Origin of the sequence: Rothia sp. P5766, from assembly GCF_048513555.1 — a bacterium.
Lineage (GTDB): Bacteria > Actinomycetota > Actinomycetes > Actinomycetales > Micrococcaceae > Rothia.
The window spans coordinates 98,913-124,733 of sequence record NZ_JBLXXS010000008.1; the positions used below are offsets into that span (position 1 = coordinate 98,913).

Annotated in this window: 25 protein-coding genes; 21 read left to right on the forward strand and 4 right to left on the reverse strand. The window is 54.8% G+C overall.

The annotated features are described in order from the left end of the window. Window positions 1-13: 13 nt before the first annotated feature. From rplB to ACN08V_RS05895, 15 genes are all read left to right on the forward strand, one after another. A complete protein-coding gene (gene rplB, locus ACN08V_RS05825) occupies window positions 14-850 on the forward strand; it encodes a 50S ribosomal protein L2 (RefSeq protein WP_419099293.1) in 837 nt (278 codons plus the stop codon). A gap of 12 nt (window positions 851-862) precedes the next feature. Continuing rightward, window positions 863-1,144: a 30S ribosomal protein S19 gene (gene rpsS, locus ACN08V_RS05830; RefSeq protein WP_083090719.1), complete on the forward strand. Its 282-nt coding sequence runs from the start codon at window positions 863-865 to the stop codon at window positions 1,142-1,144. 61 nt (window positions 1,145-1,205) lie between these two features. Then, window positions 1,206-1,571: a 50S ribosomal protein L22 gene (rplV, locus tag ACN08V_RS05835; RefSeq protein ID WP_419099294.1), complete on the forward strand. Its 366-nt coding sequence runs from the start codon at window positions 1,206-1,208 to the stop codon at window positions 1,569-1,571. After that, entirely contained in the window at window positions 1,572-2,369 is a 798-nt protein-coding gene (gene rpsC, locus ACN08V_RS05840; protein ID WP_419104858.1) for a 30S ribosomal protein S3, read from the forward strand. Continuing rightward, entirely contained in the window at window positions 2,370-2,786 is a 417-nt protein-coding gene (gene rplP, locus ACN08V_RS05845) for a 50S ribosomal protein L16 (RefSeq protein WP_135012890.1), read from the forward strand. It begins immediately after the preceding gene. A gap of 2 nt (window positions 2,787-2,788) precedes the next feature. Further along, the gene (rpmC, locus tag ACN08V_RS05850; RefSeq protein ID WP_419099296.1) at window positions 2,789-3,022 is read left to right on the forward strand and encodes a 50S ribosomal protein L29; all 234 of its coding nucleotides are present in this window, start codon (window positions 2,789-2,791) and stop codon (window positions 3,020-3,022) included. 5 nt (window positions 3,023-3,027) lie between these two features. After that, window positions 3,028-3,300, forward strand: a complete 273-nt coding sequence (gene rpsQ / locus ACN08V_RS05855) for a 30S ribosomal protein S17 (protein WP_419099297.1) — start codon at window positions 3,028-3,030, stop codon at window positions 3,298-3,300. A gap of 339 nt (window positions 3,301-3,639) precedes the next feature. Further along, on the forward strand, window positions 3,640-4,482 hold the full coding sequence (locus ACN08V_RS05860) for an ABC transporter substrate-binding protein (protein ID WP_419104859.1): 843 nt from the start codon (window positions 3,640-3,642) through the stop codon (window positions 4,480-4,482). Between the two features lie 47 nt (window positions 4,483-4,529). Further along, entirely contained in the window at window positions 4,530-6,734 is a 2,205-nt protein-coding gene (locus ACN08V_RS05865; RefSeq protein WP_419104860.1) for a hypothetical protein, read from the forward strand. Window positions 6,735-6,773: 39 nt separating this feature from the next. After that, the gene (locus ACN08V_RS05870) at window positions 6,774-7,718 is read left to right on the forward strand and encodes an LPXTG cell wall anchor domain-containing protein (protein ID WP_419104861.1); all 945 of its coding nucleotides are present in this window, start codon (window positions 6,774-6,776) and stop codon (window positions 7,716-7,718) included. Between the two features lie 9 nt (window positions 7,719-7,727). Next, the gene (locus tag ACN08V_RS05875; RefSeq protein WP_419104862.1) at window positions 7,728-8,765 is read left to right on the forward strand and encodes a FecCD family ABC transporter permease; all 1,038 of its coding nucleotides are present in this window, start codon (window positions 7,728-7,730) and stop codon (window positions 8,763-8,765) included. Next, window positions 8,762-9,838: a FecCD family ABC transporter permease gene (locus ACN08V_RS05880; protein WP_419104863.1), complete on the forward strand. Its 1,077-nt coding sequence runs from the start codon at window positions 8,762-8,764 to the stop codon at window positions 9,836-9,838. The genes ACN08V_RS05875 and ACN08V_RS05880 overlap by 4 nt, the downstream gene beginning before the upstream one ends. Beyond that, on the forward strand, window positions 9,838-10,641 hold the full coding sequence (locus ACN08V_RS05885; protein WP_419099303.1) for an ABC transporter ATP-binding protein: 804 nt from the start codon (window positions 9,838-9,840) through the stop codon (window positions 10,639-10,641). The genes ACN08V_RS05880 and ACN08V_RS05885 overlap by 1 nt, the downstream gene beginning before the upstream one ends. 3 nt (window positions 10,642-10,644) lie before the next feature. Further along, window positions 10,645-11,880, forward strand: a complete 1,236-nt coding sequence (locus ACN08V_RS05890; protein ID WP_419099304.1) for an alpha/beta hydrolase-fold protein — start codon at window positions 10,645-10,647, stop codon at window positions 11,878-11,880. A gap of 187 nt (window positions 11,881-12,067) precedes the next feature. After that, window positions 12,068-14,386: an S-layer homology domain-containing protein gene (locus ACN08V_RS05895; protein WP_419104864.1), complete on the forward strand. Its 2,319-nt coding sequence runs from the start codon at window positions 12,068-12,070 to the stop codon at window positions 14,384-14,386. A 72-nt stretch (window positions 14,387-14,458) separates the two neighbouring features. Here the strand turns inward: ACN08V_RS05895 and ACN08V_RS05900 are convergent, their stop codons facing one another. Genes ACN08V_RS05900 through ACN08V_RS05915 form a run of 4 tightly spaced genes read right to left on the reverse strand, consistent with a single transcriptional unit; the run spans window position 14,459 to window position 17,800 of the window. Beyond that, the gene (locus ACN08V_RS05900; RefSeq protein ID WP_419104865.1) at window positions 14,459-15,142 is read right to left on the reverse strand and encodes a 4'-phosphopantetheinyl transferase family protein; all 684 of its coding nucleotides are present in this window, start codon (window positions 15,140-15,142) and stop codon (window positions 14,459-14,461) included. A 57-nt stretch (window positions 15,143-15,199) separates the two neighbouring features. Further along, window positions 15,200-16,339 (reverse strand): isochorismate synthase, encoded by a 1,140-nt coding sequence (locus ACN08V_RS05905; RefSeq protein ID WP_419104866.1) that lies wholly within the window; start codon window positions 16,337-16,339, stop codon window positions 15,200-15,202. After that, a complete protein-coding gene (locus ACN08V_RS05910) occupies window positions 16,336-17,130 on the reverse strand; it encodes an SDR family oxidoreductase (protein WP_419099308.1) in 795 nt (264 codons plus the stop codon). Before ACN08V_RS05910 ends, ACN08V_RS05905 begins: the two co-directional genes overlap by 4 nt. A gap of 46 nt (window positions 17,131-17,176) precedes the next feature. Beyond that, window positions 17,177-17,800: an isochorismatase family protein gene (locus ACN08V_RS05915; protein ID WP_419099309.1), complete on the reverse strand. Its 624-nt coding sequence runs from the start codon at window positions 17,798-17,800 to the stop codon at window positions 17,177-17,179. Between the two features lie 217 nt (window positions 17,801-18,017). On the opposite strand from ACN08V_RS05915, the gene ACN08V_RS05920 reads away from it, so the two are divergent. The 6 genes from ACN08V_RS05920 to rplE all read left to right on the forward strand — a co-directional run bounded on the left by ACN08V_RS05920 (window position 18,018) and on the right by rplE (window position 25,794). Continuing rightward, a complete protein-coding gene (locus ACN08V_RS05920; protein WP_419104867.1) occupies window positions 18,018-19,766 on the forward strand; it encodes a (2,3-dihydroxybenzoyl)adenylate synthase in 1,749 nt (582 codons plus the stop codon). Window positions 19,767-19,932: 166 nt separating this feature from the next. Beyond that, window positions 19,933-20,166, forward strand: a complete 234-nt coding sequence (locus ACN08V_RS05925) for a phosphopantetheine-binding protein (protein WP_419104868.1) — start codon at window positions 19,933-19,935, stop codon at window positions 20,164-20,166. Window positions 20,167-20,191: 25 nt separating this feature from the next. Next, window positions 20,192-24,175: an amino acid adenylation domain-containing protein gene (locus ACN08V_RS05930; protein ID WP_419104876.1), complete on the forward strand. Its 3,984-nt coding sequence runs from the start codon at window positions 20,192-20,194 to the stop codon at window positions 24,173-24,175. Window positions 24,176-24,523: 348 nt separating this feature from the next. Then, entirely contained in the window at window positions 24,524-24,895 is a 372-nt protein-coding gene (rplN, locus tag ACN08V_RS05935; protein WP_135013742.1) for a 50S ribosomal protein L14, read from the forward strand. A gap of 3 nt (window positions 24,896-24,898) precedes the next feature. Beyond that, entirely contained in the window at window positions 24,899-25,234 is a 336-nt protein-coding gene (rplX, locus tag ACN08V_RS05940) for a 50S ribosomal protein L24 (protein ID WP_419099312.1), read from the forward strand. After that, window positions 25,234-25,794: a 50S ribosomal protein L5 gene (rplE, locus tag ACN08V_RS05945; protein ID WP_135013744.1), complete on the forward strand. Its 561-nt coding sequence runs from the start codon at window positions 25,234-25,236 to the stop codon at window positions 25,792-25,794. The genes rplX and rplE overlap by 1 nt, the downstream gene beginning before the upstream one ends. The last annotated feature ends 27 nt before the right edge of the window (window positions 25,795-25,821 follow it).

Here is a 25,821-nt window from a genome sequence, read left to right on the forward strand (position 1 = left end):
AAGAAATATCTAAATGGGTATTCGTAAACACAAGCCGACGACCCCGGGTCGCCGTGGCTCGAGCGTATCAGATTTCGCAGAAATCACCCGCTCAACCCCGGAAAAGTCCCTGGTCCGTCCGCTCCCCAAGAAGGGCGGCCGTAACAACACCGGTCGCATCACCACCCGTCACAAGGGTGGTGGACACAAGCGCCAGTACCGTCTGATCGACTTCCGTCGTCACGACAAGGACGGTGTTGACGCACGCGTTGCACACATCGAGTACGATCCCAACCGTACCGCTCGCATCGCACTGCTCCACTACGTTGATGGCACCAAGCGTTACATCATCGCCCCCAACAAGCTTGCTCAGGGCGACATCGTTGAGTCAGGTCCCGCGGCCGATATTAAGCCCGGCAACAACCTGCCCCTGCGTAACATCCCTGTGGGTACCGTGATCCACGCTGTTGAGCTCCGCCCCGGTGGCGGTGCCAAGATGGGCCGCTCAGCTGGCGCATCTATCCAGCTGGTTGCAAAGGAAGGTAAGTACGCTCAGCTGCGTCTGCCCTCCGGCGAAATCCGCAACGTTGATGTCCGTTGCCGCGCAACCGTTGGTTCGGTTGGTAACGCTGAGCAGTCAAACATCAACTGGGGTAAAGCAGGCCGTAACCGCTGGAAGGGCATCCGCCCGACCGTTCGCGGTGTCGTCATGAACCCCGTTGACCACCCCCACGGTGGTGGTGAAGGTAAGACCTCAGGTGGCCGTCACCCGGTTAACCCCAACGGTAAGCCCGAGGGCCGCACCCGCCGCCCCAACAAGGAAAGCGACAAGCTCATTGTTCGTCGCCGTCGTACTGGCAAGAAGCGCTAAGGAGCCTGAAACATGCCTCGTAGTTTGAAGAAGGGCCCTTTCGTTGATCAGCACCTTTTTGTAAAGGTTGCAGCTCAGAACGAGAAGGGCACCAAGAACGTTATCAAGACTTGGTCCCGCCGCTCGATGATTATTCCCGACATGCTCGGTCATACCATCGCAGTGCACGACGGACGCAAGCACGTACCCGTGTTCATCACTGAGTCCATGGTCGGACACAAGCTCGGCGAGTTTGCACCGACCCGTACTTTCCGTGGCCACGTTAAGGACGACCGCAAGGGCAAGCGTCGCTAAGAACGGGTAACCGTTTTTAGATACGTTTCCCTTTCGGCAATAGACGAAAGAGAGATAGGCAATGGAAGCCAAGGCAACTGCGTCGTACGTACGCGTTACGCCTATGAAGGCACGCCGCGTCATCAACCTTATCCGTGGCAAGCAGGCGGAAGAGGCTCTGGCGATTCTGAAGTTCGCTCCTCAGGGCGCTTCAGAACCGGTATACAAGATCGTTGCATCAGCTGTTGCAAACGCTCGCCAGAAGGCAACCCAGCAGGGTCTGCCCTTCAAGGAGGAGGAGCTGTTCATCAGCGAAGCATACGCGAACGAAGGTCCCACCATGAAGCGATTCCAGCCTCGTGCCCAGGGCCGTGCGTTCCGCATCAACAAGCGCACCAGCCACATCACCGTGGTAGTTGCTACCCCGGAGAAGGAGGAGGGCCGCTAAATGGGTCAGAAAATTAACCCCAACGGTTTCCGACTTGGTATCACCACCAACCACGTTTCAAAGTGGTTCGCTGACTCCAACAAGGAAGGCGAACGCTACGCAGACTACGTTCGCGAAGATGTAAAGATTCGTGAACTCCTGTCAAAGGGTATGGAACGCGCAGGCATCGCAAAGGTTGAGATCGAGCGTACCCGTGACCGTGTTCGTGTGGACATCCACACCGCACGCCCCGGTATCGTTATCGGCCGCCGCGGCGCCGAAGCAGACCGTATCCGTGGCGAGCTCGAGAAGCTCACCGGCAAGCAGATTCAGCTGAACATCCTCGAGGTTGCTAACCCCGATCTGTCAGCTCAGCTGGTTGCCCAGGGCATCGCAGAGCAGCTTGCTTCACGCGTAGCATTCCGCCGCGCAATGAAGAAGGCAATCCAGTCCGCACAGCGTGCAGGTGCTAAGGGTATCCGTATCCAGTGCTCCGGCCGTCTGGGTGGCGCTGAAATGTCACGTTCAGAGTTCTACCGCGAAGGCCGTGTGCCCCTGCACACCCTGCGTGCGAACATCGACTACGGTTTCTTCGAAGCAAAGACCACCTTCGGCCGTATTGGCGTCAAGGTATGGATCTACAAGGGTGACCTCACCGACAAGGAGCTTGCTGCACAGCAGGCTTCTGGTAACCGTCGCGGCAACAACCGTGGTGGCGACCGTCGTCGTGCAGGTGGCCGTGGGCCCCGCCGTGAACGTCGTTCCGACAACGCTTCAGCACCCACTGAAGCAAAGACTGCAGAAAACGGTGAGGCATAAATGCTAATTCCCCGTCGAGTTAAGTACCGCAAGCAGCATCACCCCAAGCGTTCAGGTATGGCTAAGGGTGGCACCGAGGTAGCGTTCGGTGAGTGGGGCATTCAGGCTCTGACTCCCGCATACGTCACCAACCGTCAGATTGAAGCTGCACGTATTGCAATGACCCGTCACATCAAGCGTGGCGGTAAGGTTTGGATCAATATTTATCCCGACCGTCCGCTAACCAAGAAGCCTGCTGAAACCCGTATGGGTTCCGGTAAGGGTTCACCCGAATGGTGGGTCGCAAACGTAAAGCCCGGTCGAGTTATGTTCGAACTCTCCGGTGTATCCGAAGAAGTGGCTCGCGAAGCTATGCGCCTCGCAATCCACAAGCTCCCGATGAAGGCACGCGTTGTGCGTCGCGAAGGTGGTGAATAGAAATGGCAGTTGGATCAAAGGATCTGAGCATCGACAACCTCGCAGAGCTCTCCAACGAGAATCTGGTAGAGAAGCTGCGTGCGTCGAAGGAGGAGCTATTCAACCTCCGTTTCCAGGCAGCCACTGGTCAGCTTGAAAATCCCGGTCGTATCCGCTCGGTCAAGCGCGACATTGCACGTATTTACACTGTGCTTCGCGAACGCGAGCTCGGTATTCGTCCCGCAACCGAAGGTTAAATCACATGAGTGAAGTAAAGACTGAAGAGCGCGGCTACCGCAAGACTCGCCGCGGCTACGTTGTGTCCGACAAGATGGACAAGACTGTAGTCGTTGAGGTCGAGGACCGCGTGAAGCACGCACTGTACGGCAAGGTTATGCGCCGTAGTTCCAAGATCAAGGCACACGATGAGCAGAACACTGCTGGTATTGGTGACCTGGTTCTCTTGGCTGAGACCCGTCCGCTATCCGCTACCAAGCGCTGGCGCGTCGTGGAGATCATCGAAAAGGCTAAGTAAGCCCTAGAGATGAGTCAGACCTGGTGCTGACTTTTCAAGGTGCCCTTTCCCATTATTATTTGGGGGAGGGCACCTTTTTGCGCCCTGCTTCTGCTTGAAGCCCATGACTCAATAAAGTAAGGTAAGGCTTAGCTTATTATCCCAACCACTTTCTGAGGCTTCACTTTGTTACCCCTTAATAGACGTACTTTTTTTCTGACAACAGGTTTAGCGGCAGCAAGCGGGCTTACCGCCTGCTCACAGGCGGAGACCTCATCGGCCGCTCAGTCTGGAGCCAGCCGGATCGTAGTAGATGTTGAAGGTAATGAGGTCAGGTTGCCTGAGCGACCTCAGAAAGTAGTGACTCTCTCTGAACCGACCCTAGATGCGGCCTTGGCCTTAGGGGTTATGCCGGCGGGTACAGTTTCAGGCAGGGGGCAGGCAACAGTACCCCACTATCTTCAAGATAAAGCAGCAGATATTAAAATCCTGGGTTCTGTCTCGGAGCTCAACTATGAGGCCATTGGGGCTCTCAAGCCAGATTTGATCTTGGCTGATGGCACCAGTATCAATAACCGCCCCGATGTTCTGGATATTTTAAAGGCCATAGCTCCCTTGGTTTTTTGTGGGTATGCCGGTGGTCCGTGGCAGACCAATCTGGACTTTGTGGCCCAGGCACTGAATCTGCAAGATCGGGGCCAGCAGGTTAAAGATGAATATGCCCAGCTGACACGTTCTTTAGCCCAAGAACTTGCCCCTCAATACTCGGATAAAACCTTTTCTGTAGTTCGCTGGCAGGGGGGCGGGCCCTCTCTGATTCTTAAGGAACTACCGGCCGGTCAGGTGCTTTCAGACCTTAAATTGGCCAGACCTGCTGGTCAGGATCGTTTGGGTAGGGGGCATTCTGAACCTGTATCCCTGGAGAACCTATCTCTCATTGATGCTGACTATATGTTTTTTGGCACCTTGGGTGGCGCCAGCCAAGATAACCCCCACTCCGAGACCGGGGCTGATCGTCAGGGCGCGCAAGTAGCTTTAGAGGCTGCTCAAGAGACATCAGGCTTTACCGATCTCAAAGCCTATCGTCAGGACCATATTATTTTGGTTGACGGCTCGCTATGGACATCAACAGGTGGTCCCTTGCTCATGAAGGGAATTGCTGAGAATATCCGTGAGGTATTACTGACAGATTCTGCCCGGTAGATTCTCAAGGTCCCTAGAAAATAACGAGCGTTAGGTAAGAATTCGTGATGAGTCAAAACTCTCCCAAAGCTATTCGAGGGCGTCGCTACCTAGCCGCGCTTACTCTTTCATCGGGTTTGGTCCTCTGTCCTGCCCTGGTGCAACCCAGTATAGATCCCTCTGGACTAGGCTTAGGTGCTCATGCGCTGGAGGCCAGCCCGCAGGTAGAGGTCACTAGCCCCGAGGGGGCTACAGTCAAAGGGCCAGATTCCATAAAATTTGGGCAGACTATAGAGGTGACCGGTAGCGGCTGGCTACACCCAGAAGGGGGTGGTTCTACCATTACCCTCAAGGCAGACAAGAGGGGCTTGACCCGGGGCGGCAGTGATATCCTCAAAACTTTTACGGCGGAGGACGATGGTAGCTTCAAGCTCACTCTCGACTACCCCAGCCTGGCTAACGGTTTTGATCAAGAGTGGGAGCCAGGCTCTGAGCATATTTTCCATTTTCTGACAGGTTCAGGCAAGGCCGGGGATGCTATGCGAGCCCTGGTACTACCGGTAACCATTGAAGGCGAGCCTGATTCGCCGGCCCCTGCCCCTGATACCAGCCAATGGACCAAGCTAAGCGCCGGTCAGGCCTCGCTGTTCATTAAGCCCTACCAATCTGGTGAAAAAATCCGGGTGCGGGGCCAGGGCTGGGTTAAAGGCCAAGGTCAGGGCGGGTCCGTCGTAGCCCTCAAACTGGCCTCCGGTCAGGATACTTTCTATGAGAGGGCAGATAACAGTGCCCAAAACGCCTATCTGAGAACCCTGGGGCAAGCTGAGCTGGGGGAGGACCGGACTATTTGGGCACTGCTAACAGATGATGCGTCGGTGGCTAATCCTCAAGAGGGCATCTATCTCATCAGTTCAGATGGTTCCTTCGATCTAGAGCTAGAGGTGCCAGAACCCTTGCGCCAGGCCCAAGCTGGGCAGTATCTGGCAGTCCAGACCCTTTCTGGTCGCTTTGCCCCCGGAGATACCCGGCGTTCAGCTCGTTCTGAGCCGGTGCCGGTTAATGGGCTTGCCTCTCAGGAGGGGAAGAAAGATGACCAGGTCACTTGCCAGACCGAGCAGGCCTCACCTTCGGCCCGGCTGGCCCAAAAGACGGTTCAGGCAGGCGGTAGCTTGCACCTGCTGGGGCAGGGCTGGTGTAACCCCCAAGGTAAGGGAGCACCCCGTATAGCGGTTAAGATTGATGATGCCGCTATCTCGCACCGAGATACGGCGGTTCATAGCAATAAGACTATCTGGGCGATTATCGAACCTGACCCCAAAACCGGAGAAATTGATACCTGGATTCAGCTTCCTGCCGCTGATGGCAGTGACTCAGAACCGGGGCTCTCTGAGGGAGCTCATAGCTTACGGCTCTTGGCAGGTTCGCTTCAAGCTGGTGACATGAGGGTTTCCTACGGTGGAACTGGCACCCTGGACTTTATCGTCGGTAAGTATGCTCCCACCAGAATGCCTGATGTGCTTAGTGAAGAGGAGATTACCTCTAGCCCCCGCAATGAGGTCATGGTTAAGCGAGATGGCCTCAAGATCTCTGTGACAGTTCCCCAAGCAGAGCCCGGCCAGTGGGTAAGGGTCAATCCCTACCTGGGCGGTTCGATTCGAGCACGCTGGGGCAGTACATGGCAACAGCTAGATCAGGACAGAAGCATCCACTACTCCATGCCTGAGAGTTTGGCAGCAGGGGATTACAAGTTTGTCGTCCAGAGCGGTGATCAAGAGAGCTTTGGCAAATTGATGGGGTGGGCCAGCCTTAAAGTAGCGCAAGAGTCCCAGGATACTGGTAAGTCAGCTACCTGGAGCAAGGTGCTAGCCGGTGGCAATGCTGCGCAGGCTACTGGACTGAGCAGGGCTAGTGTGGGAACCCAACTTGGTGTCACAAGTCAGGCTGGTGTCTTGGGCAGGGCCCAAAATCCAGCCGCTGGTGGGCTGACAGGCGCTAACAACAGTAGTTCTCAACTGAGCAGGATTGTTCGCGTGGCTCCTGCCCCAGCCCAGGTCAAGCAGGCACCTCAAGACTCTAAAAAACCCACGCCCTCAGCTTCGGATCGGGTCCTAAAGGCCCCCCAATCCGCGAGAGTTGAGCCGGCTCAGGACCCGCTCATTAGCCAAGAGACGGTCGAACCGGGTGCCGATATGTCTCTTTTCAATAATCTGCTCTTGCTCGCTGGCGCGCTCCTTGTGCTTGTTGTGGTCTTGCTACCGCGCAAGAAACAGTAGACCTCCTTGCCTAAAATTTCGGATAGAAAGACAAAAAACATGCCTCTACAAACCTCCATGAGAAAGCTGCTAGCAGCTACGGTTCTTGGCTCAACTCTTGTTTTCAGTGCCCCCCAGGCCCTGGCCATCCCACCGGGTGGGGCTAGCGCCAATACCCCAGGTACTTCTTCAACGGTTACTCCTGGTAGCCTGCGTGCTGGTGACACCATCAGCTTCACTGTCTCGGGTTTCCCTGCCAACGAGCAAGTCAACGTCAAAATTGATAACGGGGATGCCTGCCCCTCTGACTCCCCTCAGGGGGCCTGCGTGGTTCACCAACTAAAAACGGATTCCCAGGGCAAGGCCTCGGGCTCCTTTGTGCTGTCGCGGGAATTAGCACCCGGCCAACATACCCTACGGTTCCTGGCTACAGAGATTATCTATAACTCCGATGGACAACAAAACGGAACGAGGGGATATTCAAACCAGTCCCCGGCCTTCACCATTGAGAGCGGGGAGCAGGACTCCCAGGGTGGCTCCTCGGGCGGGCAGGCAGCTCCCGGTGATAAGGGGCAGGCAGGTCAAGGCCAGAACTCCGGAGGCCAGAATCAAGGCCAGCAGAATGCGGGCTCTAATAGCGGGACCTCTGGAACCTCCCAGGGGCGAACCGACAGCGGGCAGACAGATGGCAATGGCAGCGGCCAAGAGGAAGTTATCTATCAGGATGCTGAGGGCAACCAAATTAGCAAAGAGGAGTATGATGCCCTCATGAAAGAGCAGGAGCAAGGCCAGCCTTCAGCATCGGCTTCGGGTTCTGCCTCCGCTTCGGCTTCAAGCTCCGCTTCTGCTTCGCCTGATCCCTCTGCTTCGGCCAGTTCGGTAGCCCAGGACCAGCCAGCTAGCCAGAAGCAGCAAGAAGGTTCTTTTCCCTGGATCGGCATCATTGGCTTGAGCCTAGCGGCCTTGGCTGCTGGCTTTGTCCTATGGCGTCGTCGCCAGGCCTAAGCATCATCAATGGCCAAGTACGCAAAAGCTGTCATGGGAGATATCCAGCGGCCGGTCATCGGTAAGCGCTCTGTGTGGTGGTTCCTGTTGTTCTTGACCCTGCTTGGGATCAGTATCGCTTTATCACTTTTTTGGGGCTCGCACCAGCTAGATAGCAGTACTGTCCTCCAGGTGCTTGGGGGGCAGGGCCCAGATCAAGCTCAGAAGATTATTTGGGAACAGCGCATCCCCCGCACGGGCCTAGCCCTGGTCTGCGGAGCTGCTTTGGCTCTAGCCGGGTCCTTGATGCAGTCTTTGACTCGTAACCCCTTGGCAGAACCGGGCCTACTGGGCATCAACGCGGGAGCCTCGGTTGCCGTTGTCCTTTCTGTGGTTTTATGGGGAGCTGCCGGTATATATAGGTATATGGGAGCCGCTCTGGTGGGGGCCTGCCTGGCTACCTTAGCTGTTTATCTGCTGGGGCGGGGGGCTCGGTCCTCCATCATCAGACTGGCGCTGGCAGGGGTGGCTTTATCGGCTGCTCTGAGTGCTCTTAATCAGGTCCTGATCCTATCTAACCAAGAAGCCTATGACGAGTTTAGATTCTGGGTTGCCGGTTCTCTTCAGGGGCGGGGGAGCGATGTATTCTTAGCGCTCAGTCCTTTGCTGGGCCTGGGTTTTCTCCTTGCTTTCTGGGTTACCCCGGCTATCAATGCACTGGCTATGGGTGAGGAGAGCGCTATATCTTTGGGGGTCAACCTGAAGAAAACTTATTTCCTGACTCTGGTTGTTGTAACACTGCTGGCAGGTTTGGTGACGGCTGCTATTGGTCCTATAGCTTTTGTCGGTCTAGCCGTTCCCTATATGGTGAGATATTTCGTAGGTAATGATCTTCGGTGGGTTAACTTAGGCTCCATGATTTTGGGTCCCTGCTGGCTTCTGAGTGCAGATGTTCTGGCTCGCCTGATCTTCGCGCCCCAGGAGACCCATGTGGGCATCATAGCTACCCTGGTCGGGGCCCCCTTTTTTGTGATCATGATGAGCCGCCGTAAAGAGGTGGTTCTATGAGTCTGACCCAGCAGCGCGGTCTACATATCAGCAGAGCGCGGGATCTGGCGGGCAGGCCGGTCCTGGCCGTATCTGGCCTGATGAACTTTCAGCTGCCCCTGCGGCTGGCTTTCTACAACCTTTGCCTCTACCTACTGATTCTTGCCCTTGGCCTTTGGGCGTTGACTCAGGGAGATTATGACCTGTCTCCCGCTCAGGTTCTTCAGGCCCTCAAAGGTGGTTCTGATGATGCCTTAGCTAGCTATTTTGTGAGAGAAGTAAGAGCTCCCCGAATTGTTGCTGCTCTCTTAGTAGGCCTAGCCCTGGGAGTTTCCGGCGCTATCTTTCAGATTATTTCCGGTAACTCGCTGGGCTCCCCAGATATCATTGGTTTTACCTATGGTGCGGCTACAGGCGCACTGATCAACATCATTATTTTTGATGCTGGCCCCTTAGGGATAGCCTGTGGCGCTATTAGCGGTGGCTTGGTCAGCTCTCTCATCGTTTGGTTTTTGACACGTCAAACAGGGCTTCGCGGTACCCGTCTGGTCTTGATTGGGCTGGGTTTAGGGGCCACTCTTTCGGCCTTGAATGCTCTCTTGGTGGTAGGGGCCTCCCTCACTCAGGCTCAAACTGCTGCCTCATGGATGGCGGGGAGCCTCAACACCATGAATTGGGGAAAAATCAGTTTCTTGGCTCTGGGACTGGTCATTTTGCTTCCCCTGAGCTGGAGCCTGAGCAGGCCCCTGGGCTCTCTTACCTTTGGCGGACAGATTGCGGTAGGGCTGGGTGTTCCTCTGACAAAGGTCAGGGTTACAGCACTTTTCGTAGGAGTTTTGCTTGTCTCCCTTGCTACGGCAGTGACCGGTCCTTTGGCATTTGTGGCCTTGGCGGCACCGCACCTTGCCCGAAAAATTACTAGAGTCCAGGGTGCCGGGCTGGCAAGTGCAGCAGCTACTGGGGCTTGCCTGGTACTCCTATCGGATCTTATCGGTCAATACGCCTTCAGGGCCCCTCTACAGGTGGGGGTCGTTACCGGTGCCTTAGGCGGTATATATTTGGTCTACCTGATTGCTATGGAAGGAAAGCGCTGATGGTGCTAGCTCAGCCCGAATCGAGACTTCAGGCTCGGGACCTCTGCCTTGGCTACGGGGCTCAGGCTGTTCTTGAAGGTGTTGACTTGGATGTTCTCGAAGGAGAGCTTACGGTCATTCTTGGCCCTAATGCCTGCGGAAAATCTACCCTTCTCAAAGCACTGTCAAGAGTCTTGATACCTCAAGGAGGGCAGGTTCTCTTAGACCAGGAACTGATGCAATCGCTCAAATCGAAAGATATTGCCCGGGTTCTAGCTATGTTGCCGCAAACACCGGATATTCCTGCAGGTGCGACTGTTGCGGATATTGTGGCTAGGGGCCGTTACCCCCACCAGGGTTTTCTGAAAACCTGGTCCGCTCAAGACCAAGAAATATGTACTCAAGCTATGGCCTCAGCTCAGGTTTTAGATTTGGCTGAGCGCAGTATCGAAGAGCTTTCTGGGGGGCAACGCCAGCGGGTCTGGATTGCTATGACCCTGGCTCAGCAGACCCCCCTGGTCCTCCTCGATGAGCCAACTACCTATCTTGATATCACCCATCAAATAGAGGTGCTTAATCTGACTCGGGAACTGTACCGGCAGGGGAGTACTGTGGTGGTGGTTCTTCACGACCTTAATCTAGCTTTTCGGTACGCTACACACGTAGTCTTGATGCGTTCCGGTAAAATTCTTGCCCAAGGGGACCCTCGCCAGATTGTGACTGAGAGCCTTATCAAAGAAGTGTACGGTCTAGATTCCCTGGTCATTGAAGACCCCTGCTCCGGTACGCCCCTGGTTATTCCTACCTTCTCTCAGGGGGCCTAGCCCATGAAGAGTCATCCCACTCCGCCCAAGATACCCCGTCCTCTGCCAGCACCGCGGGTCAGCTCGCCCTTGCTAGGTGCCCTCCTGGACCGGTTAGGGCCAGCAGATACTGCAAGCCTGAATCATGAGCTTGAAGCGCTGACGGCTCAAGGAACACCTCTGGTAGAGACACCTCCTGCCGAAGCCACAGCAGCTGATGAACAGATAGTTACCTTCCTGTACAAGCACCCTTCTGCTCAGCGAGTGCTGATCTTTATCAATCGCTTGACCGATGAACGGAATCTAGCTGATTCTCTGATGGAACCGGTGGGCCAGTCATCATACTTTGCCATTAGCTTTCGTATGAAGAAGGATTGGCGGGCCTCCTATTGTTTTATCGTTCAGGAGCTTGATCATGCAGCTCCTTGGGAAGCTGCTTTCAATCAGTGGCAGCTCCGGCAGGCTCTGGATGAAGGGGTTACTGATCCCCACAACCCCCTACGCTGTCTAAATAGTCGTGGCCGGGAACTCTCGGTTGTACAACTAGAGCAGGCGCCCTTACAACCCTACCTCTCTGACTCCCAGCCGCATGAGTCTGCCTGGTTGAGGACCAGTGGAGGCCGTCAATATTTTCTATGTAGGTTGGGCCAACTTGAGCCTGGATCGCCTATTGTCTGCCTTCTGGATGGGGAACAATGGTTGTCTATGGGGCTTAAGGGAATGCTGATGGCAGCCCACCAGGATAAGTACCTGCCCTCCTGCCTGTTCATTTTTGTCCACTCAGGGGGGCGGGAGCAACGTTGGCAAGAGCAGGCCGGTGATTTCCCATTTGCTGACTTCCTGGCTGATGAGTTACTTGTTGAGGCACTTGAAGGCACAGCACAGAAACTGGGGGAGCAAGAGGTTGTCGTGGTGGGCCAGTCCCTAGGTGGCCTTTCTGCGCTTTTGGCGGTACTTAAACGCCCTGATGTTTTCACTGCGGCATGCGCCCAGTCGGCCTCGCTCTGGCAGGAGATAGCCTTTAGCCAGCTGGAGGATGCCAGTCAAGACCAAGCCCTTTCTCCTAGACACCGCTTATTCCTTGAGGTGGGGGAGCAAGAGTGGGTGCTATTACCAGCCCACGAACGTTTTGTCACTCGTGCCCGTGAACTGGGTGTCATGGTGGACTATCAGACCTATAACGGAGGGCATGATTATGCCTGCTGGCGAGGTTCGCTGATCCCGGCTTTGCGCCGCCTGCTCCATGAAGGGTTGAAATAGTACAGTATTTTCTTTCCTAATTCAATCAGGATTAAAAGGTTACCCTGATTTTTAAATCAGGTTGAAATAAGTTAGAAATTAGGTAATCCTTAATTGGGGCTCGACGGGTGAAGAATGCCAAACTCGATGCCCTGTCAATGCACAGTACATGAGGCCTCCGGCCTTAGTCTCCTAAGGAGAAAATCTTATGAACAGCCCCCACCCCAAGCGCACCCTAAGCTCAGCTCTGGTTGGAGTGTGCGCCCTGAGCCTTTTGGGCTCTTCCTTTATGGTGCCCGCACAGGCAGCCGATGCCCCCGCCCGTGATATCAGCGTACAGGCCCAGCAAACCGCCGGTATCCCCGGTCAGTACCAGGCATCCTACTCGGCCAAGAACAACAAGATGTGGGTCACCGGCTCATTCGGCCGTAATATGACCGTTTCATCTTTGGCGCGAGTCAATCCTGAAACCATGAAAATTGAAGCAGTCGCAGAGCTTCCGACCGTCCGCTTTGGTAGCGGTAAGAGCTCAGGCTACAGCTACATGGGCGTTTACGGCGTAGCGGTAGACGATGCCAACAACAAGGTTTGGGTAACCAATACTCGTAACGACTCGATTTCTGTCTACGACCAGGACAGCATGGAGCTGGTCTGGACCAGCTACGACTATTTTGCGACCGACACTGACGTTGAGCACCCCCGGTCAATCATTATTGATAACAAGCGCAATAAGGCCTATGTCACCGGTCGCTACAATGTTTGGTCGATTGATTTGACCTCACACGAGGTCAAGAACCTGGCCATCAAGCCAGAAAGTGATGTCCGTGTTCTGACCATGAACCCCACCATCGATGAGACGACCGGTAAGCTCTACGTTCCTGAGCGCTCTAGCGGTACTGTTCAGATTGTGGACCTGGACACTTTCAGCCTGGAATCTGAATTTACTGTTCACGCAGATGACCCTGCAGCAGACACCCTGCCTTCAGCGGTTGCTATCGATCACTCTCTGAATGAAATCTTCATCTCCTCCCAGGGCAAGGATGGCGCTAACTCTGGCGTGACTGTTTACGATCTAAACACTCACGAATACAAGAAGAGCATCCCCTTCGGTACTCGTTCACTGGGTATTGTCAATGACGAGGACCGTGACCTGGTCTACGTAGCTGACTTCGGTCAGGGATCAGTGGGTGTTATTGATGCGGCTGCCGGTCAGCTGGTTGCCGAAGTTAACACCGGTGACTCCAAGACTAACGACCTAGCTATGGCTGCCGATGGTTCTGTCTTCGCCGTTGATAAGAACCCCTACAAGACCGGCCTGAGCGTTCCTTTTGCTCTTGACTTCGCTACCGGCCAGAATGCCCCCGGTACAACCACTTTCTCCAGTGGTGAGACCGTCGACATTGAGGTCAATTCCTTTACTCGCCTGACTGTTGACGCCAAGGGTGCCACACTGCCCGAGGCAGAAAAGTCAACTGAGACCACTGACGGTGTCACCGTAACCGGTGTTAAGGCCGTACAGGAAGGCCAGGCTCTAGAATTTAGTGGAACCGGTTGGACCACCGAAGACGGCAAGGGTTCTGTCATTGTTGCAAAGCTGGATGACGGTGGTGTCAGCGTCAATGAGCCGGTCAAGAACCCCGTCACCGGTGACCCCATCAAGAATAAGACCGTCTACGGTGCAGTTGCCGCAGATGAGCAGGGTAATTGGACCCTCACCATGCCCTTCCCCACTCAGGACAATTCAAGTGTTGAGCCTCAGGAATGGGCAGCTGGCACTGAGCACAACGTGCGCTTCCTGACCGGGTCAATGGCTGAGAATGACAAGCGCCGGGCGGTAGGTTTCAAGTTTACTGTTGCAGCACCGCAGGCTGCTACCCCTGTCAGCCCCAAGAAGATCGACCCTGCCCAGGTGGATTTCCAGGGCTACCCTGAGCTGACTAAGACCACAGATCAAGACTTCGTCACTGTGAGCTTCAAGGACGTGCCGGAATCCCTCATGTTCCAGCAGGAGATTATGTGGGTTGCTGAGCACGGTGTTGCCAAGGGCTGGCCTGATAATACCTATAGGCCTTTTGAAAACATCGAACGTGGAGCTATGGCGGCCTACATGTACCGCCTGGCTGGCTCACCCCGCTACCACGCACCCGAGGTATCACCCTTTAGTGATGTTTCCACCGACCACCCCTTCTACAAGGAGATTGCCTGGTTGCAGCAGGCCGGAATCACCACCGGCTGGCCCGATGGGACCTTCCGTCCTAGTGAAAGCATCAACCGTGATGCTATGGCCGCTTTCTTCTACCGGGCTGCTGGTTCACCCGACTACACCCCCTCAGGTGATGGTGCCTTCAAGGATGTCCAGTCAAGCACTGCATTCTACAAGGAGATTTCCTGGCTCAAGGACCAGGGTATTACCACCGGCTGGCCCGATGAGACCTTCCGCCCACTGACCCCCATCAAGCGCGATGCTATGGCAGCTTTCGTCTACCGCTACCAGGACAAGCTAGATGTGGAAGCATCTGCTAAGTAGTAGACACTTGCTCTAAGGCAGGACTCCTCACACTTCTGGCCCCTCCACATCCCGGTGGAGGGGCCAGAAGTTTTAGAGGCAGCTATCAAGGGTAGCCAGGGAGCAAAGAGGGCCCTGCCCCGAATCTATGCTTATCATGTCCAGTCCGGGCGGTTGCTGGTCAGGATATTCCCAGCCTAGGTAGTCTAGGCTCAGAGAACGAGCCAGGCCCTGCCCCCGGGCTTTGAGGTAGGCTTCCTTCCTGGTCCACAGCCAGGTTAATCTTTCGGTGAGTTCGGCCTCGGAAAGGTCCCCCAGCTCTTCCTTTTCTGCGGGGTGTAAATAGGGTAGGAGCCAGTCACCTGCTCTGCTAGTGGCCAGACATTCCAGATCTACTCCGACAGGGGTGTGGGCCTGCCGAGCTAGGGCAATGGCAAGCCACTGGTTGCTGTGAGAGAGTGAAAAGCTAGCTCCGGGGCACAGGGGCTTGCCCCAGGGGCCATAGCTAATCTCTACCTGACCGGGGCTTAGGCCCAAAGGCTGACAAAGGCTAAGCCGCAGGAGTATCCGGGTGAGCGCCCAGTGCTTGCCACGACAGCCCTGGGGATCTAAAAGGTCCAGTCTGCTGGCTTTTTCCTGTTCGGCCTGTGTCAATGAAGTCCAAAAGCTTTCCAGGCCGGGGTGGTTGGCGGCGCACCAAAAATCAAGCCGGTAGATACTGACGTGGGCCCTGGTGAAGTGATAGCTCCGGTAGGGCTTAAGAGGAAAAGGTCGCAAGAGATGGCACCTAGTCTGGTGGGCTAAAAACAGACCTTGTGGCGGACAAGCCAGCGCCTAGCTCTTGGCCGCGGGCACACTGGCCTTGAGGGCTGCAAGAACCGTTTGCATTTTTGCCTGGGTCTCGGCTAGTTCTTTGGCAGGATCAGAGCCGGAGACAATACCGGCTCCAGCAAAAACATTAACCTTAGACGAGACTCTTTGCAGGCAACGAAGCACCAGCGACCAGCGCCCGTTACCCTGACTATCTGCCCAGCCCACAATCCCACTGTAGTAGCCTCTTGGGTAAGACTCCAGCTGGCTAATGCGGTGCTGAGCGAGAGCTTGGGGAGCACCACAAACTGCTGGGGTTGGGTGAAGCGAAGCTGCTAGATCTAGCGAGCTAATACCTGGAGGGACCTGAGCCCTAATAGGAGTACCAAGGTGCCACATTGAATCCGTAGACATGACCTCAGGGCCACTGGGCCTAGAAATCTCTATTCCATCAAAAAGCTCAAGTTGCTTGAGGATATGCTCCACTACCAGGGAATGTTCAAAGAGGTCCTTGGGGGAGTGGAGCAAAATCTTTTGAGCCTCTTGCAGATCTTTGGCCTGATGGGCTGCAATTGATCCAGCCAAGGGATGGGTAGTGAAACTTCCCGAGTTTAAATCGACCAGGACTTCTGGGGAAGCACCAATCCATGTTTCATGGCCTGATAGGGGGACACGGAAGACGTCGGCGTGAGGATTGTTCCGGTTCAAACGGTCAAAGACAAGGCGATCGAACGCCGCTATATTCTCTGGGGCAGTAGCTAGGTCGAGGGTTTTTTTCCAGGAAAGAACAATCTTTTGATAGTCTCCTGAGCTAATCTCGGTCAGTGCTTCCTCTACAGCCTGCCGGAAGCTCAGAGCACTTTCCCTATTAATCTGGTTGTCATCCTCAGTGGCAAGTATGAAATCCAGGTCTGGCTCAGGAACAGATACAGTTTTCTGGTGGGGAGCAAAGGAATAATCTGTGCTGTGAATGAGCGTGGAGGGGCTTTTGGGATCAAAGGGAATGATGCCGCAAATGATTGCGTCCTGATCACCGTAGGTAGAGAAAAGATCATCTAATGAACACTGAGCCAGGGGTAGGCTAAGACAGGTACCTGATGGGACGCTGAGATGTTTACCTTGGCTTACAAAGTCGAAGAGCGGGAGCTTATTTTTAGCATTCATCGTTGTGTAGCACCTCCATCGGCGGTCAACTCGGCAAGTGTGATGTGGGAGGAAGCTGATGAGAGTAAAAAGTGTACTACTGAAGCGATTTCCTCGGGCCGAGCAATTTTTTTGAGAGGAATGCCATTTCTATAATGCTCTGGTGAACCAGCAATTGTTTCTTGACTCAAATCCTGTCCCTGCCATATGGGCTCTAGCATGGGTGTGAGCGTTGTTCCAGGGCATATGACATTCGCCCGGATGCCGTACTGGCCGATTTCTAGGCCCAGAGAACGGGTGTAATGGGAGGCAAAAGCCTTGCTGGCCCCATAGGCGCTAAAGAGGGATCGTGGGCCGGTAGCTGCATTGGAGGCAAGCGTTACGATTGAGCGCTGTCGATAGAGACTGGGATCCTGATTGTCAGCTACCATGTGGCGGGCTGCCGCATTAGAGGTGTTGAAGACTCCTAGAGCATTGACAGCTAGAACTTTTTCAAGATCTTGTGCACTACATTCTAAGGCCGGCCCATGGTGAAGCAACCCTGCGGCATTGACCAACCCCAGGATGGTGTAGCTTTCGTTGATCTGAGAAAATATTTTATCAATGCTTTCAGCCTGGGATACATCTGCCTGAATTGTGATAACTCCAGCGCCCTCAGATAGTTTTTTATCTCCTGCCTCCAGGCTAAGCCCTATGAGTGTGCAGTCCTTAAACTCGGGGCTTTGGGCGAGTATATCTAGCGTGGCAGATCCTATTCCTCCACTTGAACCAGTCACGATGATGCAGGGCGGACGAGATGATTGGGCAGTCATAGCGGTTCTTACGAAGTCCTTAGGTAGGGTCGGGTGGGGACTGTGGTCAGCTCTTGAGAATTCTTGCGCTCTGGATGGTTTGCCCACACCGCTGAGCTACGTAGGAGAGGGCCATCAGGTGCTCTTCCCGGGAGAAATCAGCTTGGGCATCGCCGATAAAGAAGACCTTGTAACCCTTCATGAAGGCTGTAAGCGCTGTTGTGAGGCACCCGATATGTGAGTATATCCCGGTAATCCAGAGTTGATCTTTGCCGTAGTTGCGCAGCCGATGATCAAGGTCGGTTCGGTAGAAGGCACAGTAGCGCCACTTGGTCAGCACCGTATCCTCTGGTCTTGGGGCTAACTGCTGGATGATCTGTGCTCCCTGGGCGGATTGCATGCCTGAACCCCAAAAATCATTGAGTAACTGCCTATCTTGGGGTTGCTGAGCGGGGGGCTGAGCGGTGTATATCAGGGGCATATCTTCTTGCCGGGCAAACTGGCTGAGTAGGTCAATGTTGTCAATTGCCCGCTTAATTTGGCTTTCAGGGTGGGGATCGAAAGCATCCACGAAGTGGTTCTGCATATCGTGAACCAGCAAGGCTGCTCGGCTGGGGTCGGGGAGCCATTCTGTGCTGTTGGTTGGAAAGGCATCAGTATCGAGCGTATAGCTGGCGATCCTGGGAAGCATATTTAGGCTATCCTAATTCTCTTATAAGGCAAACATGATATTTTTATGAAGACCACCTTAAAATTAGCTGATATATGCCTTGCTTGCAAACAAGGTTGCCCTGGTATTCTTGCTAAGGTTAGGGAAGGCTGAGCTGTAGCGTAATCTGCGGCTATCAGTTCCTGAGCTAGTCAGATCTAGCTAGGATAAACCAATGAACTGTTTGGGATGAGAGTGTATGAGCCATAGAGACCTTGCTAGCCCCTTTGATGAGCTCAAGCCGGTTACTAGGAGCCCCCTAGAATTCCAGGGTTTTGTCCCCGAGGAGCGGCTCAAGGACTATTACCTCAAAGGCTACTATCAGCCTCAAACCATAGCTCAGTTCCTGCAAGAGAGCCTGAGTAAGTACGCTGATCAGCCCGCGGCCATTGGTCTAACTCATCAGAGTCAGGGGGAGGGCTCCGGCTCCCAGGAACAAAAATGGACCTACAAACAGTTGGCCGCACAAGCGGAGCTAGCCGCTCAGCGTCTGCAGTCTCTGGGGGCTAGAAAGGGCGATAGGGTTCTGCTGCAACTTCCGAACTGTCTGGAGTTTCTCTCCTACATGGTGGGTTCTTTTCAGCTGGGTCTTGTCCCTGTTTTCTGCCTTCCTAAGCACAGGGAACGCGAGCTAGAGCATTTTGCGCGACAGGTGGATCCTGCCATCCATATCTTTGCCCAGGGCGCCGAAAACTGCGACTATTGGTCCCTTTACCGGGCATACTCGCAGCGCATGCTAGCAGCAGATCTAAGGCCCCCTCTGGCCTTGGACATTACCGAGCCGGGGCAAGGACTTGAGCCCCAGGCGGGGTTGCCTGGGTGTCCAGATGCAGAGGAGACAGCGGATAAGTGCGCGAAACCCTGGGAATCGGTAGCGCTCTTTCAGCTTTCGGGGGGCACTACCGGCAGGTCCAAGATGATTCCCCGAACCCATATGGACTACCTCTACTCCGTGCGAGAGTCAGCCCATATTTGCCAGCTAAGTCCCCAGACCAAAATGCTGGTTGTGCTACCAGCTGCCCACAATTTCACTATGAGTTCGCCAGGCATACTGGGGGTTTTGTACTCGGGCGGAACCCTTATTATGGCCGGTGATCCCAGCCCTCAAACCGCATTTGGTCTGATCCAGCGGCACGGTGCAACCATGGCCTCTCTGGTCCCGGCACTTGCCAGGGCTTGGGCTTTACTGGCTGAAAGAGGCGGGCTGTCCTTTCCAAGCCTAGAGTTGGTTCAGGTCGGTGGGGCAAAATTTAGCCCCAGCGCTGCCCGCCATCTGGTTGAGGTTCTGGGTGTCAAACTGCAACAAGTCTTTGGCATGGCTGAAGGGCTAGTTAATTACACGCGTTTGGATGATCCCCTGGAGATAGTATTGACCACCCAGGGAAGACCAATCAGCCCCGATGATGAGATTCTGATCCTTGATGACCAGGACAAGATCCTTCCAGCAGGTCAAGCCGGGCACCTTCTAACTAGAGGTCCCTACACGATTGGTGCCTACTACCGGGAGGAAAAAGCCAATAGGGAGAGTTTTACCGATCAGGGCTTCTACAGGACTGGTGACCTGGTAGTAGCCCACCCGAGCGGCCATCTAGAGGTAGTGGGCAGAGCTAAAGATCAGATAAATCGCGCCGGCGAAAAAATCTCGGTTGATGAGATCGAAGATTTTGCCTTGCAGCTCCCTGCAGTCCAGGATGCAGTAGCAGTTGGGCTACCTGATCCAGATGTTGGTGAGCGTATCTGTTTAGTGCTCTTGGCAGGCGACCTCAAGGCTTTCGGGCCCAGCCCCCTAGATTATGTTCGTCGTGCCTACCGTCAAGCGGGTTTTGCTACCTATAAGTTGCCTGAGAGGGTTGAGCTTCTGAGCCAATTCCCCTTGACCAAGGTGGGAAAGATTTCCCGCAAGGAACTTAGAGAGCGCATCGGAAAAATCATCAGTAGCCCCCAGTAAAAACAGTTACCGGAGCAAAACAGGAAGAGGGAAATTTTGCTAGTTGGCCAAGAGGTGCTCTGCCCAGGTAAGGGTCCTCGTGCCCACCTCCTCTGAGCGCCAATAGAGTTCCCGGCCTTCCTGCGCCCTTGAAATATTAACAGCTAATCATAGAAAGGTTACCCTCATGACCCAAGAAGAACTCCTGGAACTGCTCCACAAGCAGATGGGAGACAAGCTAAATCAGGCAAGTATCAAAGAACAGCCGCAGGCAGACCTCTTGGAGGCCGGTTTGGACTCTATGGGGGTCTTTTTCCTGCTCGATGACCTGGCCCAAAAGGGGTACCAGCTTGAATTTACCGACTTTATAGCTCAGCCAACCTTGGCTTACCTCATGGAGGCGACGCAGGGTGAGAGCTGAGCGGTGGCATGACCTACCTGCCTCAATGGTCGGCATCTACTGCGCCACGGCGGCAGAACCGCAGAATCCCAGATACAACACCGCTGAGCTCATTGAAATCAGTGGTAGCTTGGACTACCAGGTTTTGGAAGCAGCCCTGCATGATGCTTATTCTGAACATGAGGCTATAGGGGCAGAGTTTTGCCAGGAAGAGATAAAACAAGCCCCCCAGGGTTTAAAAAGTAAACAGGTCACTCCTCAGTGGAGAGCGCGGACAACACCTGAGGACCAAGAGCAGAGAGAGCTCATAGAGCACTGCCGCTTACCAGAACAGCAGAATCAGTTTGAGGCAGTCAGCCAGTGGTGTTATCAGCGAGCTCAGCAACCCCTAGACGTGTTTAACGGCAAGGGGGTAGATGCTGTACTCATCGAGATGGGTCAGAGAACCTGGCTCTACCACGCAGCCCATCACCTGATAGCTGACGGCTACGCTGTGCACACACTTTTGGGCCGCTGGGCCCAACTGTACCGGGAAGGTCTGCACGGGCAGAGCACAGTCGGTAAGCGCTCATCGCTAGCGGAATTGACTATTCAGAGCCAAGAACAAGCTGATCGGGCACTCCAAGATAGGCAGGCCTGGATCAAGAAACTGGCAGAAGAGGATCTCAGCGCCGATACCTCAGTTGCCCAGGCCACGGCACCGGCAAGCTTCAGGCCTTACCGCTCACGCCACACTGTCAGCCAGCAGCTCCAGGCTAGCCTCCTTAAAGCCAGTAAGGATTTCGGGGTGGGTTGGTCTCAGCTACTGACCGCTGCTTTAGGCTCTTATCTAGCCAGGGCAGCTCGGAGCGAGGTGAGCCGCCTTGCGGTGCCTCTGATGAACCGTACTCTTGCCGGTTCCAAGGCTAGCGCGCTTACCCTTTGTAGTGCTGTCAACCTCCTGCCTCTTGCGGTCCCAGCGAGCGGTGATGTTAAGGAGCATGCCCAGAAAGTTGCTCAGGAAATGGCCTTTGCCCAGGGGCACCCCCTGGCACGCTATGAGGACCTGGAAAGAATAACTGCTAGTAGGGGTCGTCTGACCGGGGCTCAGATCAATATTGTTCCTTTTGAATCAGCGCTCGATTTTGGTGGTGGCACCACAGGCCGGATCCATAATCTGCTTGCAGGGCCGGTTGAGAATATAACTGTCTGCCTAAGGGGAATGCCAAGACCCGGGGCGGACTTAAGCCTGGAAGTAGACTGTAACCCAGCTCTCTACAGCCTAGAAGAAAGTCACTTGCATGGTGAGCGTATCCTTAGCTGGCTTGAACAGTACGCTCAGCTGTGTGGGCGTGGAGGTGAGCTCGATCAATTAAAGCAAGCAACGGCCAGTGAAAGAACTGCCCTGGAAGAGTTTAACAGGACCGCCCATGATGTGAACTACCAGCCCTTGGCTGCCCGTTTTCTTGAATTTAGCCGGCGACAGCCAGAAGATTTTGCGGTCATTGAGGCGGCCCCCTATGATTCCTACGGCTCCTCTGAGACCGAATTTGGTCACCGTACTTTGACCTACCAGCAGCTAGCGGACCTGAGCCTTCGCTACGCAAGGGCTCTCCAAAGCTACGGTGTCAGCAGGCAGGATACCGTTGGCTTGCGGGTTGAGCGTGGTCTGGAGCAGTTCATCTTGCTTTATGCTCTCTTACATCTGGGGGCAGTTTACCTCCCCCTGGACCCGGCCCTACCCGCTGGTAGGATCAGCTCCATGTGCCAGGACGCCCAAGCCAGTCTTATCTGCCAGGGACCTGGTGTGGCCCCTTTGGAAGGGCAAATGGTACCTGAGCTGGTGAGCTGGCAAGAGCTCACCGAACGAGCAGTAGCTTTAGGCCCGGAAGAACTGATAGAGGCAGGGGCGGGCAGTAGCCTTCAAGCTCATGAAAATATTTACGCCCTCTTTACCTCTGGCTCTACCGGCCGCCCCAAGGGAGTTATCACCAGCGCGGGAGCTCTAGCCAACCGGCTTGCCTGGCAACAAGACCTGCTCAGGCTAGAGGAAGGTGAGCGGGTACTGCATAAGACCCCAATCTCTTTTGACGTGCATATCTGGGAACTCTATTGGCCTCTGACTCAGGGGGCCACCGTAGTGGTTGCTGCCCCTGGCGGGCATAGAGACCCCCAGTACCTAGCCGGCATCTTGGAACAAGGCGGTGCCGACCTTGTGCATTTTGTTCCCAGCATGCTAGCAGCCTATCTGGATTCTCTGGCACTCCTGGATAGCCCTCAAGCCGGCAAGCAAGGCCCTAGAGCTTTTATTTGCTCTGGTGAGCAGCTCCCAGCTTCAAGTGTCCTGCAGGTTCATAGGCGTTATCAGGCTCCGGTCCATAACTTTTACGGCCCGACCGAAGCAGCTATTGATGTGACAGCTTTTTCTGCTTTGCCCGGGAGTTCATACAGCCAGGTGCCTATTGGCAGACCGGTGTGGAATACCGGCCTCTCTATCCGCGACCTGGCCGGGCAAGAGTGCCCCCCCGGGGTAGTGGGGGAATTGCACCTGCACGGTGTGCAGGTGGCAAGCGGCTATCTGCAAAGACCGGAGCTAAGTCAGGCCTCTTTCTACCTGGACTGCGCCGGAGAGCCTTCCTACCGCACCGGAGACCTTGCCTACTGGGATAGCCAGGGCAATGTTTACTACCGGGGCAGGGCAGATAACCAGGTCAAGATCAGGGGCCAACGGGTGGATCTAGGCGAGATTGAGACGGTGCTGGCAGGACACCCGAATGTCTCTAATGTTGCTGTTCTCTACCTCCCCGAACGCCTTGATGCCCTGGTGGCTTTTGTGGAACTGAGGCAGGGGTGCACGGATACCAACCCTGCTGATTACGCGACCTACACCGGCCAAGAGCTCCCCGATTATATGATTCCCAACCAGTGGATCTTTGGCCAAGAATTGCCTTTGACCCCTAACGGCAAGATAGATCGTAAATCCCTGCGAAACTATTACCTTGAGCAGGCCGAGCACGATCAGCCGTCACCGACGATTAGTCATCAGGTCAAGAGCCTTCTGGAGGAAGAAATCTGCGCTATTTATAGCACCCTACTGGGCTTCCAGGCTGGCCCCGATACTGATTTTTTTGCGCAGGGCGGTAATTCACTAGCAGCCTTAAACCTCTTGGCAAGCCTTGAGCGGCAGACAGGGAAGAAAGGCTCATTCTCGCAAATCTTTACAAACCCCACCCCCCGCCTACTTGCCCAAGCCTTGGAGAGCAACGAAGCTGATGACTTCGTACCGCTTTTGAGCCTACGTCAGAGCCAGGACAGAGAGCAGAAAAACCATATTGTTTTTGTCCCCCCGGCTGGCGGGCTGGGCTGGTGCTATCACACCTACCTGCCCTATCTACCTGCCCGGAAGCCAATCTGGGCCCTGCAAGCAGCGGCTTACAGAGACCCGCAGGCCCCTAGCGCCGGCAGTATTCAACAACTAGCTAGAGACTATATTGGGGTGCTTCATGAGGCCGGTATAGAACTAGAAGGGCTCACCCTACTGGGCTGGTCACTGGGCGGGATGGTAGCCCAGGAGATGGTCTACCAGCTAGAGCAGGCAGCTCTGGCACCTGGGCGGCTTATCCTCCTCGATGCCTACCCGCAGGAACTGTGGCGTAGGCAGAAGCCACCAACAGAAGATCAAAAATGGCAGGCTTTAGTCCGAATGGGCGGTCTAGAAACTGCAGAAACAGGTCTCACCAGAAGCAGGGTAGTTGAACTACTTGAGGGAACCAATACAGCGCTGGGATCCTTGGGGGATGCTGAACTGAACGTCTGTATCGACCAGGTCCACAGGGCCATGGAACTCGTTCGTTTGGGGGATCCTTCTCCTATCGTTACTTCTACTACTCTCTTATCAGCTCTGCGCTCCCAGGAGAAGGGGCTAGAGCCGGAAAGCTGGGCTAGATACTGCGCAAACTATGGGTGGGTTCAGGTTGCCCAAGAACATGTTGACTTGGTCAAGCCCCAAAGCTTCGGTGGAGTCTTGCAAAAAATTTTCGACCAGGCTTGAGTGAAGGAGTGCAGGCTGACTACAGCCTAAATCACTCGCACTGCCCTAAGTGCGGGCTGTTCAGTGCTGATTAACTGTGGTAAAGTTGATAACCTATGTGGCTACCTATAGCTACATAACCACGGTTTCTTTCGTGCCACAGCATAATGCCGCTCACACAGCGGGGTTCGCCCGCTCACCACGCGGGTCCAGATGCTCGGGGCATGACTGATTCCTAGGCGTGTCCGCCAACTCTCTACCCTGTTTCAGGTATGAGAGACCGGCGCGTCAACATCCCGTAGAAATGTTCCGCAAGGCTGGCTCGCAACCTATACCGCGTGTCGGAACCGGCGAGACGACAGGAGAAATATGATTCAGCAGGAGTCACGACTCAAGGTTGCTGACAACACCGGTGCGAAGGAAATCCTGACCATCCGTGTTCTCGGCGGCTCAAAGCGTCGTTACGCAGGCATTGGCGACATCATCGTCGCAACCGTCAAGGACGCAATCCCCGGCGGTACCGTAAAGAAGGGCGACGTTGTTAAGGCAGTTGTCGTCCGCACCAAGAAGGAAGTTCGTCGTCCCGACGGCTCCTACATCAAGTTCGACGAGAATTCAGCAGTAATTCTCAAGAACACCGATGGTGACCCCCGTGGCACCCGTATCTTCGGACCTGTTGGCCGCGAACTGCGCGACAAGAAGTTCATGAAGATCATTTCACTTGCTCCGGAGGTGCTCTAACTCATGGCTAAAATCAAGTCTGGTGACCTGGTACAGGTTATTTCAGGTGCAGATAAGGGTAAGCAGGGCAAGGTTCTTAAGGTATTCCCTAAGACCGAGCGCGTGCTGGTTGAAGGCGTAAAAATCATCACCAAGCACAACAAGGCTAACCCCATGACCGGCGAAGCTGGTGGCATCGAAAAGGTTGAGGCTCCGATTCACGTTTCTAACGTTGCAATCGTTGATCCCGAGACCAAGAAGCCGACCCGCGTTGGTTACCGCCTCGAGACCGTAGAGCGCAATGGCAAGGAGCGCACTGTTCGCGTTCGCGTTGCCAAGAGCTCGGGTAAGGACATCTAATGACCGAAGCAAAGATTACCCCTCGTTTCAAGACGAAGTTCAACGAAGTAGTCACCCCCGCCCTGCAAGAAGAGTTCAAGTACGAGAACGTCATGCAGGCACCGAAGATCGTTAAGGTCGTCGTTAACATGGGTGTTGGTGAAGCTGCCAAGGACGCGAAGCTCATGGATGGTGCTATCCGCGACCTCACCGCAATCACCGGTCAGAAGCCTCTCGTTACCCGCGCGAAGAAGTCCATCGCACAGTTCAAGCTGCGCGAAGGCCAGCCCATCGGTGCGCACGTCACTCTCCGTGGCGACCGCATGTGGGAATTCCTCGACCGCCTGGTCACCCTGGCTCTTCCCCGTATCCGCGACTTCCGCGGCCTCTCGGATCGCCAGTTCGACGGTAACGGTAACTACACCTTCGGTTTGACCGAACAGTCAATGTTCCACGAAATCGACCAGGATTCCATTGACCGTGTACGCGGCATGGACATCACCGTGGTTACCACCGCAAAGACCGACGATGAAGGCCGTGCGCTTCTCAAAGCACTCGGTTTCCCGTTCAAGACTCAGTAACGACTACGTTATAGGTCCGCACCTGTA